The sequence below is a fragment of the Virgibacillus dakarensis genome, from assembly GCF_900155625.1.
Taxonomy (GTDB): domain Bacteria; phylum Bacillota; class Bacilli; order Bacillales; family Amphibacillaceae; genus Lentibacillus_C; species Lentibacillus_C populi.
Window position 1 is genome coordinate 1,408,656 of the sequence record NZ_LT732554.1, and the last position, 17,946, is coordinate 1,426,601.

Annotated in this window: 13 protein-coding genes and 1 pseudogene; 9 read left to right on the forward strand and 5 right to left on the reverse strand. The window is 41.3% G+C overall.

What is annotated here, in order from left to right:
• Positions 1-162: 162 nt before the first annotated feature.
• From CZ382_RS16585 to CZ382_RS16610, 6 genes and pseudogenes are all read left to right on the forward strand, one after another.
• A complete protein-coding gene (locus CZ382_RS16585; RefSeq protein WP_088052323.1) occupies positions 163-1,353 on the forward strand; it encodes an ElyC/SanA/YdcF family protein in 1,191 nt (396 codons plus the stop codon).
• Positions 1,354-1,822: 469 nt separating this feature from the next.
• Positions 1,823-2,416 (forward strand): TetR/AcrR family transcriptional regulator, encoded by a 594-nt coding sequence (locus tag CZ382_RS16590; protein ID WP_088052324.1) that lies wholly within the window; start codon positions 1,823-1,825, stop codon positions 2,414-2,416.
• Between the two features lie 28 nt (positions 2,417-2,444).
• Positions 2,445-3,786 (forward strand): annotated as a pseudogene (locus tag CZ382_RS16595) (purine-cytosine permease family protein).
• A complete protein-coding gene (locus CZ382_RS16600) occupies positions 3,783-4,874 on the forward strand; it encodes a DUF917 domain-containing protein (protein ID WP_088052325.1) in 1,092 nt (363 codons plus the stop codon). Before CZ382_RS16595 ends, CZ382_RS16600 begins: the two are co-directional and overlap by 4 nt.
• On the forward strand, positions 4,874-6,433 hold the full coding sequence (locus CZ382_RS16605; RefSeq protein WP_088052326.1) for a hydantoinase/oxoprolinase family protein: 1,560 nt from the start codon (positions 4,874-4,876) through the stop codon (positions 6,431-6,433). Before CZ382_RS16600 ends, CZ382_RS16605 begins: the two co-directional genes overlap by 1 nt.
• Positions 6,434-6,617: 184 nt before the next feature.
• Complete coding sequence (locus CZ382_RS16610; RefSeq protein WP_088053508.1) at positions 6,618-7,544, forward strand: RpnC/YadD family protein; 927 nt, start codon at positions 6,618-6,620, stop codon at positions 7,542-7,544.
• A gap of 194 nt (positions 7,545-7,738) precedes the next feature.
• Here the strand turns inward: CZ382_RS16610 and CZ382_RS16615 are convergent, their stop codons facing one another.
• The 5 genes from CZ382_RS16615 to CZ382_RS16635 form a co-directional block, all read right to left on the reverse strand.
• On the reverse strand, positions 7,739-9,166 hold the full coding sequence (locus CZ382_RS16615) for an oligosaccharide flippase family protein (protein ID WP_088052327.1): 1,428 nt from the start codon (positions 9,164-9,166) through the stop codon (positions 7,739-7,741).
• A 667-nt stretch (positions 9,167-9,833) separates the two neighbouring features.
• Positions 9,834-11,003 carry a hypothetical protein gene (locus CZ382_RS16620; RefSeq protein ID WP_088052328.1) on the reverse strand — a complete coding sequence of 390 codons (1,170 nt, stop codon included), beginning with the start codon at positions 11,001-11,003 and terminating at the stop codon, positions 9,834-9,836.
• A 15-nt stretch (positions 11,004-11,018) separates the two neighbouring features.
• Positions 11,019-12,107, reverse strand: a complete 1,089-nt coding sequence (locus CZ382_RS16625; protein WP_159457820.1) for a polysaccharide pyruvyl transferase family protein — start codon at positions 12,105-12,107, stop codon at positions 11,019-11,021.
• 547 nt (positions 12,108-12,654) lie between these two features.
• On the reverse strand, positions 12,655-13,701 hold the full coding sequence (locus CZ382_RS16630; protein WP_088052330.1) for a glycosyltransferase family 2 protein: 1,047 nt from the start codon (positions 13,699-13,701) through the stop codon (positions 12,655-12,657).
• Positions 13,688-14,980: an O-antigen ligase family protein gene (locus tag CZ382_RS16635; RefSeq protein WP_235000457.1), complete on the reverse strand. Its 1,293-nt coding sequence runs from the start codon at positions 14,978-14,980 to the stop codon at positions 13,688-13,690. Before CZ382_RS16635 ends, CZ382_RS16630 begins: the two co-directional genes overlap by 14 nt.
• Before the next feature lie 226 nt (positions 14,981-15,206).
• Between CZ382_RS16635 and CZ382_RS16640 the strand changes: the two genes are divergently transcribed.
• The 3 genes from CZ382_RS16640 (at position 15,207) to CZ382_RS16645 (ending at position 17,745) form a co-directional block, all read left to right on the forward strand.
• On the forward strand, positions 15,207-16,340 hold the full coding sequence (locus tag CZ382_RS16640) for a glycosyltransferase family 4 protein (protein WP_088052332.1): 1,134 nt from the start codon (positions 15,207-15,209) through the stop codon (positions 16,338-16,340).
• 100 nt (positions 16,341-16,440) lie between these two features.
• The gene (locus tag CZ382_RS23810; protein ID WP_159457822.1) at positions 16,441-16,587 is read left to right on the forward strand and encodes a hypothetical protein; all 147 of its coding nucleotides are present in this window, start codon (positions 16,441-16,443) and stop codon (positions 16,585-16,587) included.
• Positions 16,588-16,740: 153 nt separating this feature from the next.
• Positions 16,741-17,745 (forward strand): MraY family glycosyltransferase, encoded by a 1,005-nt coding sequence (locus CZ382_RS16645; RefSeq protein ID WP_088053509.1) that lies wholly within the window; start codon positions 16,741-16,743, stop codon positions 17,743-17,745.
• Positions 17,746-17,946 lie beyond the last annotated feature (201 nt).

The window sequence follows — 17,946 nt, forward strand, 5'->3', positions numbered from 1 at the left end:
TTTTATTATAAATATGGAAAACAACTCCTCTTTATTACTTGGTTAATACAAGCAAAATAAAAGCGAGAGATGACGGGCTTAGTAAAAAGAGGTCATGTACTTATTTTATTGCTGTTCCTTTAATGGTAATAAGTGGATGTTCAAACGAAAGGAGATTCAAAAATGGGAAAAGGAATGATTCGGTTAATTACTATTTTTTTCTTATTTTTTGGTTTAGTTGCATGCACGAACGACGAGACTAGTCAAACGAAAGATAAAGGTAAGGAACTATCCAGCAACAATACTGCGGAACAGACTAGTGAGGAAGTAGAACAAAGCCCTGAAGAATTATTTAATAAAGTAAAAAACAACTCACCAACAAGTGAAAGAATTAAGGCTTTAGAAGATATTGCCATGCACTACTATTGGTATGGTGGAGATGTTAAAAAAGCAGAAAAGGACGTATTCAAAGGAATCACATTGCATGGTGATTATGATGTAGTGGAAGAAGCTTTTCGCCAAGCATCCAAGATAGACCCATATAATCTTGATTTAAAATATTCGTTGGCATCTGCTCATATTCTACAAAAAGAGATACCAGAGGCTTTAGATACTTATCAGCAAATCCTGGCCTTCGATAATAACCAATTTAATGCACGTCTTTTGTATGCGATTTATTCCAAGGTTCAAGGAAACGATAAGGAATTTGAATCCAACTTTGACGAATTAATAAAAATGAATAAGGAAAAAGCAGATTTATATAAGAAAAGAATAGAACTTGTCGAGCAAATAAAAGAAGAACCATTCAATAAAGCTGTACCAGATGATCTTTCGAAGAAGCACCATGCTTTTGTTGTACTTGGATATGCACTGTCTGATGAAGGAGAAATGCAAGACACGTTAAAAGAAAGATTAAAAGTGGCGAAAAAAGCAGCGGATACATATCCAAATTCAAAAATTATTGTTTCAGGTGGTGTACCTAAAAAAGGAAATACAGAAGCCGATGTGATGTTTGATTGGCTGACTGAACAAGGAATCGATAAGGATCGGATCATTAAAGAAGATTTGGCAACAGATACCGTTGAGAATGCTTTGTTTTCGATGGATATTGCAGAACAAGAAAATATTGAGGATATTACGTTAATAACGAGTGCCAGCCATATGCGTAGAGCGTTGGTAATCTTTAATGAAATAAATCAAATGCACGAAAAAATAAATAATGAAACTCCTGATCGTCAGATTTCAAATATTGTCTACATGGATTATGACAGCGATGAAGAGGCAAAGAAAGTTACGAAAGATGAAGAACTGGTTGTCTATCGTGACCTAATGAGAGCTTCGGGTATTTGGGCATTTCCAGGCCTGCAACGATAACGATTCAGAACCCTAAGCAAATTTGTAAATCAATTTATACGGAAGCTTCAGATCACTTACCAATTATGACTGAATTGACATTTATACGGTGATTGGAGAGGTGTAGTTATGAAAGTGTAACGCAGACACACTTAATGGTACCTCCCAGAAGTAATGTACCGTTTGCATATTATTTTTAGAAAGTTTTGCTTCCAATTTTAATTTTAGTGCTAACTATTTATTGGGATTAAAGTTAAAATGCAAAATCAATGAGATATTAGAATAAGCCATCAAAGAGACTTCACATTTTTTTGTGAAGTCTCTTTCAAGTTAGTGTAATTTCAAAACATAACAATCCCCTGCTAAAAACTGATAGCGCTTACACTAAAAATAGAAGATTTATCTTACTATGAATTATTGAAAAATTTGTTGACTTTTGTCTAATATGCTCGTATAATTCTACCTAACACTTGTTAGGTTGGTGGTTGGCATGAGGAAAAAGTTAATCGATGCTGCACTGCGTCATTATTCCTTACATGGGTATCAGGGGGCGACAATGAGAAAGATTGCGACAGATGTTGGCATTAAACCGGCATCTATCTATTTTTTTTATAAAAACAAGGAGGCGCTGTTTATTGATGCGTTTCAACAGCTTCTTGATAACCACTTTCATGCAATGGAAAGGGCTCTGCGGGAAAACAAGGACAAGCCGATTGAGCAAATATTTTCAGCTATGCTTCATGGAAGTGTGACGCATCATAAGGACGATGAACCTGGCACTAAAGCATATATTTCGCTCGTTACAGCACCGATTCCGGAAATCAAACAGCACTTGACCAGTCATATGCAGCGATATAATGACTGGCTTGTTGATTCGTTGGAAGCAGCTCTGAAAAGCAGCTACCCTTTAATGCCATCCAGGGAAGTAGCGCGAGTGATTAAACAATTTGTGTTGATTGGTAATGGCGTTTTTTGGGGGATTAATTTGTATGAGGGGAAGGATTTTGCAGAGCAGGTGGATTTGGCGGATCAGATGATTCAAACGCTGGTTCTTGAGCTAAACCAAAATTGTCAAAATACTTAATTATATTATGCAGCAGGAGGGAAACATCATGGCAAATCGATTTGACTTGGTCCAGGATTATGAGCTGGAACCAGTACCCCAGGAAAAACGAAAAGGGTGGGGGAAATTGTCCTTTGTATGGATTGGCGGAATTGTTGCTTTATCCGCTATTGTCCTTGGTGGAACACTTGGGGCGGGCTTACCTTTATCGGAGGCAATTATTGCTTCATTCATTGGTTCGTTTATTTTGGCAATACTTAGTGCTTTATGTTGTGTAGTTGGGGCTAAAACAGGATTGTCGACGGCGTTAGTATCCCGATTTGCTTTAGGCAGATATGGATCATACGCCGTTTCCATTATTATAGCGCTTGCTTTATTTGGCTGGTTTGGTGTCCAGCTTGACTTGTTCGGAAGCAGCTTGCGGGAATGTATTGATTGATGGCTTAAATATTCATATTCCAGCCTTTATCCTCGTCATCATTGGTGGTATTTTGATGACTACCACTGCATTTATCGGCTATAAGGCAATCGAAAAATTAAGCCTTTTGGCTGTACCGCTGCTGGCAATCTTATTGATTAGCTCGCTGGTTAAAGTAGTGGGCGGGCAATCATTTGCGAAAATAGCTCAGGCACCGATTATTGGTGATCCTTTAACATTTGGCTCGGCGGTATCGTTGATCATTGGATCGCTGGCGATTGGAGCCATTATCGGACCGGATATATCACGGTATGCACGATCAACAAAAGATGCGGTCATCTCGTCGTTTGTTGGATATTTTATCGGATTTAGTATTGTATTAATTATTGCCGCCATCCTGGCCAAGGCGACCACCAAGGTAGATATCGTGGAGATTATGCTTGGTCTTGGCTGGGGAACGGCAGCACTGCTTATTTTGATACTGGCACAGTGGACTACAAATGATAACAATTTGTACTCATCGGCATTAGGATTTTCAACGATTTTTCCGAAAATACCTAAATCAGTCCTCACGATTTCGGCAGGGGTCATTGGTACAGGGATGGCATTAGCAGGAATTTACGATAATTTTATTCCGTTTTTGAATTTCCTGAGTGCGTTTATTCCTCCTGTAGGCGGGATTTACGTAGCTGATTTCATTATAAATCACAGAAAATATAACTTTACAAAGCTAGCGGAAATTAAAAATGTGGAAATTACCAGTGTGCTTATTTGGATAATTGCTGTGGTGATTGCTTTCATGACAACAGCTGTCCCAACTGGATTTGGCTGGTTTACCATAACCGGTGCATCGGGATTTGATGCTTTCTTAGTTGCGTTTGTGTTACAGCTTATCGCAGGGAAATTGGTTAGCAAATCCAGGGCAGAAAAATTAGTCTCGCAATCACAGGTTAAAGGAGGAAATGCTTCATGAGATTAATTGGTAAACAAGAGATAGAAGATATTGCAATTGGTGCTGCTCTTTTAGGAACAGGGGGTGGCGGTGACCCTTATATTGGGAAACTAATGGCGCTTCAGGCAATTGAAGATAATGGACCAGTTAAAGTATTGTCGGTTGACGAAGTACCTGATGATGCCTTAATTGTTCCTTCTGCATCAATGGGGGCGCCAACTGTCATGGTCGAAAAGGTGCCAAGCGGAGAAGAAGCTATTGGTGCTTTTCAATCCTTGGAGACATACCTTGGGAAAAAGATTTTTGCAACCATGCCGATTGAAGCTGGCGGCGTTAACTCCATGTTACCTTTTGTGTTAGCAGCAAGGTTAGGACTGCCGGTCGTTGATGCGGACGGGATGGGACGAGCATTTCCTGAGCTGCAGATGGTGACCTTCTATTTGGAAGGTGTTTCAGCTACGCCAATGGTTCTTGCTGATGAAAAAGGGAATCATTCCTTGCTTAATACGGTTAACAATGTATGGGCAGAACGGATTGCCCGTAGTGCGACAATTGAAACGGGTGGATCGGTAATGCTGTCGATTTATCCAATGGATGGGCAAACCGTCAAGCGAAGCGGAATTCCCGATACACTCTTGTTAGAGGAAAAAATCGGGCGATCAATTCGCGAGGCCAAGCAGCGAAACGAAGACCCAATTACGGAAGTGTTAAAGCTGACCAATGGCTATAAATTGTTCAAAGGTAAAGTTACGGACATTGATCGTAAAACGGAAACAGGGTTTGCCCGTGGGGTTGCAACGATTGAAGGTATGGAAGCATATCAACACGAAGAGCTGTATTTACGATTCCAAAATGAGCATCTTTTAGCCGAAACAAAGGAGAAAGTTTTATGCATGACGCCAGACTTAATTGCAGTTCTTGATTCTGATACGGGAATGTCGATTACGACAGAAGGATTGCGATATGGAGCCCGCTGTGTTGTAGTTGGCCTGCCTTGTCATCCTAAATGGCGGACGACAAAAGGGATCGAAACAACCGGCCCGCGCTATTTCGGGTATGATGTAGATTACACACCAGTTGAAAAGCTTGCAGATAAGGAGGAAGCATAATGCCAAGTTATCGCATTGGAATCGATGTAGGCGGAACACATACAGATGCTGTCATCTTGGATGAAGCGTATAACGTTATAGCAGAAACGAAAGCCCCTACAACTGAAGATGTTAGCAGCGGAATTTATCAGGCATTGAAGGAAGTGGTAGCTGTTTCCCGCGTACCGGTTGAGGAGATTAATTACGCGATGTTAGGTACAACCCATTGCACCAATGCCATTGTGGAACGGAAGCGGCTTAATAAAGTTGCCGTCATTCGGATCGGTGCACCAGCGACATTATCCGTTAAGCCCCTGATTGGTGTACCGGAGGACCTGAAGGCTATTTTAGGAAAATACATGTATATTGTTCGCGGGGGTCATGAATTTGACGGACGTGAAATAACCGAACTTGATGAAAAGCAGCTATATCGAATAGCCAATGAATTAAAGGGGAAAGTCGATTCTATTGCTATTACATCAGTTTTTTCACCCGTTTCCAATCAACATGAACAACGTGCTGCTGAGATAATCCAAAAGGTGCTTGGCGAAGATGTGGCGGTTTCCTTATCAAGTGAAATTGGCAATGTCGGGCTATTGGAACGTGAAAATGCAACGATCTTAAATGCAGCAGTTGTGGAAGTGGCAAGAACAACAGCAAACGGATTTATCAATGCATTAAAGGAAGAAAATATAGATGCGAAGGTTTTCTTTGGCCAAAATGATGGTACACTCATGTCGGTGGAATACACGGTTCGCTATCCAATTCTAACAATTGCTTGTGGACCGACAAATAGTTTGCGGGGAGCGTCTTATTTATCGAATATATCAGATGCCTTAGTCATTGATGTCGGCGGGACCACGACAGACATTGGTGTGTTAACAAATGCCTTCCCGCGTCAATCATCATTAGCGGTTGAAATCGGCGGGGTACGCACCAATTTTCGGATGCCGGATATCATGTCTGTCGGACTTGGTGGTGGAACAATTATTCAAGTTCAGGACGACAAAACATTCCAGATTGGACCAAGCAGTGTTGGTCACCAGCTTTCTGAAAAAGCCCTTATTTTTGGCGGGGATATGTTAACGGCAACAGATGTGATTGTCGGATTAGGAAAAGCTGAGCTAGGGGATCCATCAAAAGTTGCGCATTTGGACATGACACTGTTAGAGCGTATCTATTCCAAAATGGTGCATATGGTGGAAGAGGCACTGGATAAAATGAAAACAAGTGCTGAGCCTGTACCAGTTATTTTAGTTGGTGGAGGGAGCATTTTACTTCCAGATACGTTAAAAGGCGCTTCGGAAGTCATTTGTCCAGCTAACTTTGGCGTTGCAAATGCGATTGGCTCTGCTATTTCACAGGTCAGTGGTCAAATCGAGAAAATTTTTGCAATGGATGAGCTTGGTCGGAAAGAAACCATTGAGGCTGCTAAAGAAATGGCCCGTAATGAAGCAATTGTAGCAGGTGCTGATCCTGATGATCTTGTGATTGTCGATCTGGAAGATGTTCCACTTGCTTATTTGCCGGGAAATGCAACAAGGATTCGTGTTAAGGCGGCAGGAGCATTGAAAAAATAACGTTGAAGTAATGAATGAAAAATTGGTTGGCGCCCTGTTATTTCTTGAAATGGAGATAACGGGGCTTGGTTTTGGAATGAAGAAAATAGATAAGCACTTGTCTTTGGTGAAATGTTCTGATATATTAATTTTAGAAATAACTCCCCTTGTTCCTGCCTCATACCCTCGCAAAGGATGTGCTATCATGTTACCCCCAACGCTGATAAAAGAAAAACCCCACGGCTACACGAAGCATGACCAACTATTCAAACAGTTAATTCACACATTTTTCGACGATTTTTTAGAAGCCTTTTTTCCCGACGTTCACCAAAACATTGATTTTCAATCCATTAAACCATTTTCTGAGGAAGTTTATACAGATTTAGTGCAAGGAAAAACACGAAGACTGGATATTGTGGTGGAAACCAAACTGAAAGGAACGGATACAGTTATTATCATTCACATTGAACCGCAGAATAGTAAGCAAGACAACTTTCATGAGCGAATGTTCCATTATTTTAGTTTGTTATATAATAAATATAGGAAGCCCATTATTCCAATTGCTGTTTTCAGTTATGAGGAAAAGTGGGAAAGAAACCTATACACGATGGAATTCCCTTTCTTTCATGTATTATCATTTCATTACATGACACTACATTTACGTAAAAGGGATTGGAAAAATTACATTAGATCGAATAACCCAGCCGCAGCTGCATTACTCAGTAAAATGGATTATAAAGATGATGAAAAAGTGCAGGTCCAGGTTGAATTCCTTAAAATGATGGCCAGGATGGAATTGGATCCGGCGCGGCAAAGGCTGATATACGGTTTTTTCGAAACGTATTTAAAATTAACCGAAAGGCAGGAGGAAGCGGTAATGGAAGAGATCAAACAACTGGATAACGCTGATAAGATTATGGAGCTGCCGATTTCGTATGAGGAGCGGGGAATTGCCAAAGGAAAGGAAATCGGAGAGAAGGTTGGTAAGGAGATTGGTAGAGAAATTGGCAAGCAGATTGGTATCAAGGAAGTAGCCCTTGAAATGTTAAGGAAAGGGATGTCGGTTGAACTAATTGCGGAAGTAACCCATTTGGAAAAGGAAGAGATTGAGCGATTGCGTGAAACGTTGTAGTATCTTGATTAAGCATCTATTAGATGAATAAATATTAACTTACACACTTTATTTGACAAACCCTGACCATGTCGCAACCGTATGACACCTTTGACAGGGAATACTGGCTGACAAGCTCTATACCATCCATAAAAGGGACTCCCAGATTTACTGTGGAGTCTCTTTAATTAGAAGTTTAACACTTCTGCCGATAATCATCCTCCATTTGCTTTCCCCAGCCGCCTAACAACCATCTCTTTCATATTTTGAAACACCATCATCATCATCCTCCAGTTGTACATGAAAAATAAGAGTATTCCTAAACAAATGCTTATCGCGATTCCGACCCAGTCAAAGATAAATGGGACAATAATTGCAGCCGCCATTACTGGCAGCAATATCAGCATATCGCGATAATTGATGCGGATAGTAAAATAGCTGCCAGCAAAATACACCCTCATCAACCACATCACTAAAAAGGCCAAAAAAGTAGAAATCGCTACTGCATATAACCCGATATACCGGATTAGCAGCAAATTGACGAGCACATTCACAATAGCACCAACAAGCGACGATACGAAAATGAGATTCGTTTTTCTGGCTCCATGATAGCCTGCTCCCCAAAACTGGGAAAAGGAACTTACCAGCGTTGCGAGCAACAAAATGCCGATATATTTCCATGAACTGTAAAAGTCACCCGCAATAAAGAGTGCCAGAACAGGTTTTGTCAGTAGCGTTAGGCAAATGACTGCAGTTGTCATCAAACGGAAAAAGTGTCGGAAAACCTTGGAGTAGTATTCATTTTTGTCAGCCGATTCGAACTCTACGATAGCACTATCCTTCCAGGCAAGCGAAAAAACCGAGCTTACCATTAGCAGGACAGCGGGAATTTTATTGGCGATCGCATAAATGCCGTTATCATCCATCCCCAAAAAGATCGTTATAAAATACCTGTCCGACATCGTCATCACCCACCAGCTGGCCGCACCAGGTATGATCGGGATTGAGTAAACAAGAAAGGATTTAACAAGCTTTTTGGAATAAGCCTTCAGAGAAAGATAACGACCGAAGCCCATAGCAATCCAGGCCATAACCACAACACATATCCCGGCTATAATGGCTGAGTAAAAAAACGCCTCAAGTCGCAAATCCAGGATGAGGATGAAAATAAGATTTAACGTTACCGTGATGGCAGTTTGCACGATGCCGATAAGGGCAAAAAGCTTATTAAAGCCCAACCCTCTTGCACATTGCTGCATAAAACTGGTGAAAACCGAAACATCAATAAATGCAAGTGCTTCCCAGCCGTAGGGGACAGAAATAAAAACGAACAGGAATACAGTGAGAACATTAAAAATCAGCAGATTGCGGAGGATGGTGACCGCACCTGATGTGATAATGCTTTGTTTCGCTGCTTTCGCGTTCTCTTCAAGCAACCACCGGTAAACTGCTGCAACTAATTCAAATGTAATAAATGGTGCCAGCAATGTCGCTGTTGTTACAACGATGTCCCACAAGCCGTATTCGGCCGTGGTGAAATAATGGGTATACAACGGCAGCATCAAAAAGACCAATATTTTTGAGCCGAAATTAGCTACCGAGTAAAGTAATGTATCCTTTAACAATTTCGTTCCATTTGCCATGCTACGTCTTTCCTTTTAAGATAAAAGATTTTTTAAGAGTAACGTAATTAAAATCGGAATTCGCACGCTAAGCCAAGGAGCTCGCGCATCAGATCAAGAAACTCGAATGATCAGTCTTTCCGGTCGATGCTTGCGTTCTCCGGTTGATGTTCCAGTTCACGGGTTGAAGTTCCAGCTCACCGGCTGAAATTTCCGCTCATCGGCCGAAGTTTCCGTTCACGGGCTGAAGTTCCTGCTCATCGGTCGAAGTTTCCCGCTCACCGGCCGAAGTTTCCTGATCACCGGCCGAAGATCCCGCTCACCGGCTGAAATTTCCTGCTCACCGGCTGAAGTTCTCGCTCACCGGCCGAAGTTTCCGTTCACCGGCTGAAGTTTCCAGCTCACGGGCTGAAGTTCTCGCTCACCGGCCGAAGTTTCCGCCCACCGGCCGAAGTTTCTGCTCATGGGCTGAAGTTCCTGCTCACCGGCCGAAGATCCCGCTCTCCGGCTGAAATTTCCTGCTCACCGGCTGAAGTTCCCGCTCACCGGCCGAAGATCCTGCTCCCCGGCTGAAGTTCCCGCTCTCCGGTCAGAAATCCAGTGCGACAAATTGGAACTCGCGTGATCATCTCAAATCCCGCGCGATCAGGCCTGGGCAATAACCTTGAGTCCGTTCTATATTGTTACCCTATCCTATTATCCTGAGTTTCGTCAGTACCTTCTTAACGGAGAATTTAAGTAGGTAGTAAGGTGTCAGCATGACGGATGCAGCGGGAATTTTATAGTTATAGCGCTTCATTTCCTGGTAAATCTCCCTGGAATATTGCTCGCTTTTGAGAGTTGCTAAAACTTGTGCAATATAGCCAGTTTTTCGGTACTGGTATTTTTTAAGATCAAACACCTTTTCATACAGCTGCAGTTTTCCCATTACATCGAAGGTCAGCATGGTACGGAGACATTTTTCACATGTCGAGCAATTTGCTGCATCCCCGTTCGTGCATACATTCAAATAGCGGTAGGTCGGTTCATAATTGGCAACTATTTTTGTCTTCTCGACCCGGGAATAGCTTGAACCGGTTGAAAAAAATGTTAACGATTCTGTCGATAGCATATTCAGCGTCAAAATATCATAGGATGCCCCAATTGTCGGGCTTAATTCGAAGTGCTGGAACTGTCTGCCTGATGAATAATAGTAATAACGGAATAACTTCTGCAAGGCGAGTATGCAAGCGGCATTTCGGATTGTATGGGACGGCACGTAATCCATGTTGAGCACTTCACTTATGTTGGAATCGATGGGGATCATGTCCATTTCCTTCTCGTTACAGAACGGTGTTACCAATTTTAGTCTTTCCTTAAAAAGGGTTCTGGCATTCTCACCGCCAAAGTCACCATTTGAGCCGGCGTTATGGAACGTAAAATGCGTCAATTTTAACGATTCCGGGCATTCATCCATGAGGTGCTCATAAACGGTGCAAAACGAATCAACACCTGCAGAAAAGCCTGTCCCGACCGCACCGATCGTTTTGATTGGAGCACTTTCCAACCCATTATGGATAATCGATATTTGGGTTAAATGAGGCATGGCAATTGTTAGTGCCTTTATTAAATAGTTCGTCAGCGTATAATAGAGACGCTCTGAAATGGGAAAATGGAGTTTAATATCCTGACCCTGTTTCATGGCGAGCAGCAGCAATCCTACCAAAAAAGAGTCCCCTCTTTCGTACGTCAGGTAATCCTTGTATTGCTTTGGTACGGAGAACCAGAGAAAATCCTTTTTATCACCTATTTCTAGTAGGGCACGAATGATTCCCCTATCCTTTTCTGTGAGAACTTCAGGTTTGTGAATGATAAGCAAGCGCGTCTCCTCTTTCTAATCCTTCTTTAAATAATGATCGAGCACTTCAAATTGTTTTTCCGCACATTTCACTTGTTGCGTAACATCCATTATGTTTGTTTGCATACTCGCAAAAACAGCTTCAGCTTCGAGCGTTTGGATTGTGCTGAAATCTGTATAAGCCCCAGTAAATCCCGCATCCTGCATTACATTGGTCATTTTGTTGCTGTAAACGATTGGGAATACTCTCTTATTCATGACCCAGCCGAGAATCATAGCATGAAACCTTGAGGCAACTATGAAACTGGATGTTGCTAGCAGGTTTAGTGTTTCATCGATATTAGATCGATAAAAATGCTTTGTAATACTGTTTTTATAGCCTGGCGGGATTTGCCCCATAATCATTTCCACAGCCTCGTCATCCTTCTCCATTCCGCAAAAAGCCATCAGTGTGACATGATATCCTTTCTCTATGAAAAAGACAGCGATCTCTGTCATCTTTTGATAATAAACGGTGTCGCAGCCAGCTAAATGTTTGCGAATGGAAGGTTTGATGACAGATAGGACAACCCTTTTTTCCTGCTTGGCTGTAGCGGGTTCTTTTAGTTGAAAAATAATATCATCCGCCATCCGTACTTGCGGTAAATCGCTGAAAAGGTCATAGGAGTAGTTTTCACGAAAACAGATGTCGGTATAAGTGCGAAACAGTTCTTTATATTCCTTGAAGAACGCTTTGTCAGAAAAAGGCCCGAAGTTTGCCCCTAACAGAAAAAAAGGCTTGTCCTTCAGCTGCATTGTTTTGTTATGGTTTAGTTCCTCTCGCCAATTTTCCCCTTGGATGAACAGGGAACCCCCGATTTGGATGGCCATAGTACATGATTTAGCGATTAGCCGGCGTGTAAAACTGTATATATGAAAGCGGCGGAAAAGAAAATTTAGTCCTTTGAATATTAATTTGTCACTGGGAATAATCCGGATATTTGCCAGTTCTTTAAAAGTTTGTTTATAGCCGCTCGGTGCGTAAAGCATGAAGGTTGTGTCCGGATAACGTTCGCATAAAATTTTTATAAATAAATCATCACCTAAATTAAATTGTGTGTAGGCGTAAATCATTACCTTTTTCATGTTAATCATTCCTCATTCTTGGGGCTCGCCCCTATCTAACATGATTGCACAAAATGAACATGTTTAGACATGAAAGGTGTTGAAAACGAATGATCGATACCTATAATAGATGTCAGAATAGTTTTGGATGAGAAAATGGAAGGGGTGACGGATACCAGGAAATGTTAACTGGAGAAGCTGGAAGTCAGGAGAAAAACTTACACAGGAATAGTTCCAAGAAGAAGTGAGAGAGAAGTTCACATTCTTGGAGGAGTTTCAGAAGGAAGAAAAAAAGAAATTTGAAACTCAGAAAAAATTTCAGACAGAAGTAAGAAAGAGGTTTGAATCTTAGGTCATCAGGCTTACATCACGTGAGGAGGGACAAGATAAAAATATGCTTTACTTGTCACCGTAAGTGCTAGCGAACCACTAGACAGAACAGAAGCACTTGCGAAACGAATGCGGAATGTGGAATGCGACATATCACAAATAAAATGCAGAACAGGGATTTAAAATAAAGGCACTTGGCGAATATCCCAGTGTTTTTTAAAAAAAGAACTTCATTTGTTCAAGAAGACAAATTCATCCGTTTCAGCAAATAAAATAGTGGGTGCAGTCGCTGATGGAGCATATTTTTTACCACAAAAAACAGATATATTCCATTTACTGATTTGTGCTCAATCATACTTCCGACCAGCCGGGATTGCAGCGTATCCGAAAAATGGGCATGCTTCACATTATCAGCAGAAATGATGGTCGCGATCGCAGCTTTTTTCTGCCTTGGTGTCAGGCTGCTATGCTGGTGAAACAAATTGTTAAGACCATTCACAATTCCATTGGCTTGAATGATCGCCAGAAAATAATGATTATCACCCGTGTAGCAATTCTTTCTCTGCAAAAAATCCTGTACACGTCCAATTAATACTTGTTGATTTTCCATTAAATCCTCTTTAAAAACCTTTGTCAGCGAGTTATGGTTCATACAATAGTTGTACAATGTATCACGAATGATGTGAATCCGGTCGCAAACATTAAGGTAAGCGAGATTAAACAAAAGATCCTCACCCATGGTAAAATGCTTGTCAAAGCGAATATCGTAATCGTTGATAACGGCTGCATCATACAGTTTATTACAAGGTGAGGGGAGCAGGATGTTTTTATAAAGCTCACCGACATGCTTTAAAAAGGCAGCATTTGCATAAACGCCGGGAATCGATGGGATTATCGCCGATGTCATTCTTCTATGCATCATTTTATACCCACAAATAACAAGCTGAACCTCATTTTTCATAGCTTCTACAAGGCGGGCGGTCATTGTCGAATCAATGCAATCATCGCCATCAACAAACTGGATATAGTCGCCACTTGCAGCTGCAATGCCAGTATTACGGGCAACGGATGGACCAGCGTTTTGCTGATGGATCACCTGAACACGGCGATCCCATTTTGCGTAACGATCACAAATGGCCCCGCTGTCATCGGTCGAGCCATCATTGACCAGAATCACCTCAATCAGCTTGTGCGTTTGATTTAAAATACTGCTGATGCATCTGCTGAGGTATTTCTCTGCGTTATATACGGGTACGATAATACTTACTAAATTAGGTAACGCCATCTTTGTTCACCTCAACATTTTCCATTCCTAATCCTAAAATACAAATAGTTACATATGACATCACGGACGGCGCGAATAGCACATGACCAGCCAAAAAGGCAATCCCTAGACATAACCCAAGTGTTAATACCAAGAGGAATTTACGTATATTCAACGGGAAAATTCCTTTTAACAGCTGGGTTATCAGATAAATAAGCGGCATAACCAATAAAATGCTGCCAATTACCCCATACCCGAAAAAAAGGTCAAAAAAGTCCATTTCAATCAACTTGGGAGCCTCGGTGTAGTCACCGGCATATCCCAGCCCGAATAATTTTCGGGTGTTGGTAGCTTCCGTATAATCTGCTTTTGTTTGCTGTAAATAGATATCCCGAGAGCTTAAAATCTTCCCGACCAATCCACTTGTCCTATTTGGATCTGTAACTTGTTCCGTATGCTCGACATCCGTGACGTAATCCATTTGCTTGGTATTGAAAAAAATCGGCGATAATGGAATGCAACATACGAACAAGACAACAATGCTGAGAAAGAATAAGGCACTTTTCTCCCTTACTATACGGAATCGAAAGGTAAACAACACATACAAAACACCTGCCAAAACGATGAACAAGCCCCCAAAAAAAGCAGTTTTTGTCCCGATCATCGGTACCATACTCACCATCAAAATGAAGGCGAGCCATGTACGGAATCTCTGCTCATACCAAAGGTAAACAAGACTTAAGCTAAGCAATACAATAACAATCACACTTAATTCATTTGCCGAGAAAAACCAACCGGAAAACCCGACGCTTCCATGCCGATAGCTGTCGATGCTTGTCCCTGTCATAATGGCCAGCCAATAGCTAATCCCAACGATAAGGCTAACGACTGCAGCGGACTGGTAAAGGAGTGCTTTGTTTATTATTCTTTGCTGTAAAAGAATGATTGATGCATGAATCATGACAAGATAATAACTTGTTTTGATTGCAAAATTAATTTCCTGAAAATAGGCTACAGGTGTTTTTTGTAAACCATTAACGATCAGCATCAGTAAAATTGGCGCATACGAAACAGCAAATGGTAAAATCATCGCCCGTTTGTAACGGAATAAATAACGAAAAATATAGACAACTAATCCTGCCATAATCAGCGCTCGGGATAATGATCCGATTGTTATTGCCATGCCATAGTAGCTTGATATGGAAGTAATGATGTCAATTATTGGTTGCAGCACGATAAGGAAAAAAATAAATTTATCCCGCTTGGTTTTGGTAATCTCCATTGTGTTATGTCCTTTCATTTTTACCATCATACACCACAATTATAGTCATTTGCCGATCAAATATTCACTGCTATTATAATTTCCGCTTAGTCTGGGTATATTGATTTACTACATCAAGTAAGTACAAAAGCACACTGACTGCTACATCTGGACATGGCTGATTAGCACATCCAAATTTTTCTAATAAATCCGCTTGGAGATAGTTTACTGTCAGGCGTCGGAAAAAGGGAGTGAATAGGAAGGAATGAAAATATTACATTTAAACGCAGGAAACGAAACTGGTGGCGGTATGCACCATATTCTTGGGTTATTGAAAGAATTTAACCGGGACGAATTTATTTTAGGCGTTCTGGAAAAGGGAGAAATGCTGAAACAGGCGGAGAGACTAGGGATTCAGACGGTATACTTTTCCAATCGTGTAAAACTTAGTATCCCGCTCATACATAAAATAGCCAGCTATATTAAACGGGAACGGATTGGCCTTGTTCATACACACGGACCACGCGCGAATGTGTACGCGAAAGTTCTAAAAAAAATGGCACCCTTTCATTGGATTGTAACCGTACATAGTGACCCGACCCACGACTTCATGGGCAAGGGGATGTATGGGGATTTTTTGTGCCGGCTTCATTTAAATGCTATCAGGAATGCAGACCGAATCATCGCTATTTCCGAGCCTTTTCGCACGAATCTTCATGGCGTCGGGGTAGAAAATAATAAAATTGTCACCGCATTAAATGGGATTGATTTCCGGAAAAAAGCGGACAAGCCACATGTAAGAAATGATTTTGGCTTTGGTGAACATGATTTTTTGTTTTTAATGGCAGCAAGGCTTGAACCGGTAAAGGGTCATCAAATAGCTTTGGAGGCTTTTTCCGAAATTATCAAAGGACATAACGGCTGTCACCTGCTGCTTGCCGGGGACGGGACGCTTACGGACACCTTAAAACGGGCGGCACGGGATTTGGGTGTCGAAAAAAATGTCCATTTCCTCGGCCACCGCCACGATATTGATAAATTTTACGGAATGGCAGATATCACCATGCTCACCTCATTCAGTGAAAGTTTTCCATTAGTATTATTGGAGTCTGCCAGGGCCAAAACACCGGTCATCGCAACAGATGTCGGCGGGGTTTCCGAATTGCTATGCGACAAATCATTAGGCTGGAAAACAAGCCCGGGTAATGTTCGAGAACTGACAAGTGCAATGGAAGAGGCGATAATTTTTCGCAACAAGGGTATGTTAAAAAGGATGGGAGAAAAACTCGAGTCCCACGCTTCAAGCAAATTTTCGTTGGAGATTTTTGCTGAAAACGTTTATAATGTATACTTAAGTATGGATAAAGTAAATTTAAATGTAAAAAGCGAATGGAATTGATTGATGCGCCCGAGTGGAGTGCGCGATACAATATCGATCGGGTACTATATAAAATCGATCCAGCAGGGCTCATTTTTAATCGAGCGAGAAGCAAAGACGATTGAGCGTCGCAAAAACGATCGAACAGGGGGCAAAGTCGATCGATAGCGGGATAAAATCGATCGAGTACCAGGAAACTCGTTTAACATTTAGTATGTGCAACACGAAAAATGCTTTTATCGATAATTACAAAATTCCAACATCATAATTATAAGTGTGTGTTGAAAAAGTCGCCGCTTATCTTTGGTGACTTTTGAACATTCTCTATAAGTAAAAAGAGTCTATGTTAAAATAGACAATTGAGGTGGGCTAAGTGATAAAAATTGTAGTATTAGCCTTTTTAACATTGTTAATTTCGTTAATGATAACGCCGTTTCTGATAAAAATTTCGTTAAAATTTAATGCAACAGATAAACCGAACCATCGAAAAGTTCATGCAACCCCAATTCCAACTTTGGGCGGGCTGGCAATTTATTTTAGTTTTCTCATTGGCTTAGTCATTTTACAACCGGAAAACGACTATCATCTTGCAATCATCTGTGGTGGATTTATTATTATCGTACTCGGTTGTTTAGACGATCTATTTGACTTATCGCCCAAGGTAAAATTTATTACCCAAATTATCGTTGCGGTTCTGGTCGTTTTCTGGGGTGGATTGCAGGTTGAATTTATTAATTTACCGTTTGGCGGACAAATCGAATTTGGCTTTTTAAGCTCCGTTGTGACGATTTTTTGGATAGTCGGAATTACCAATGCGATTAACCTGATTGACGGGTTGGACGGGCTGGCTGCAGGAGTATCATCGATTGCATTATTTACGATCGCTGGTATGGCTGTTATTATGGGAGACGTTTATGTTGCAACCATGGCTTTGATCCTGTTTTTTAGCACGGTTGGATTTTTACGCTATAATTTTTATCCCGCAAAAATATTCATGGGGGATACGGGGGCGCTTTTTTTAGGGTATATGATTTCGGTGTTGGCGCTTCTCGGCTTTAAAAATGTAACCATTATTTCGTTTATCATTCCAATCTTTATCTTGGGAGTGCCAATTTCCGATACACTCATTGCGATGGTTAGAAGGTATATTAATAATCAGCCACTGTCGAGTCCGGACAGCTCGCATTTGCATCATCGCCTAGTCAAGTCAGGCTTCACCCACAAGCAGACTGTCCTGATCATATACGCGCTAAGTGCGATGTTCAGTGTAGCCGCTATATTATTTTCCATGACAACGGTTTGGGGATCACTGCTGATCTTCACGATATCATTACTGGCAGTACAATTTTTAATTGAAAATCTGGAATTAATCAATGCGGAATATAAGCCATTAACCAATTTTGTAAAAGGCTTGCGACATAAATAGCAGCGGAGGTTCCGCTGCTATTTATGTCGCTGGTTGTTGTAATTGGCGATCTTCCTTTTCGATTTTTGTCAAGGGAATAGATGCCCATGCTTCAGGAATTGTCTACCCGTGTTCAAAAGTCGAGCGGATCGAGCTAAGGAATTGTGCGCTCATGTTACAAAGACAGGCGCTCAAGCACATAACAGCGCGTACCAGAAAACA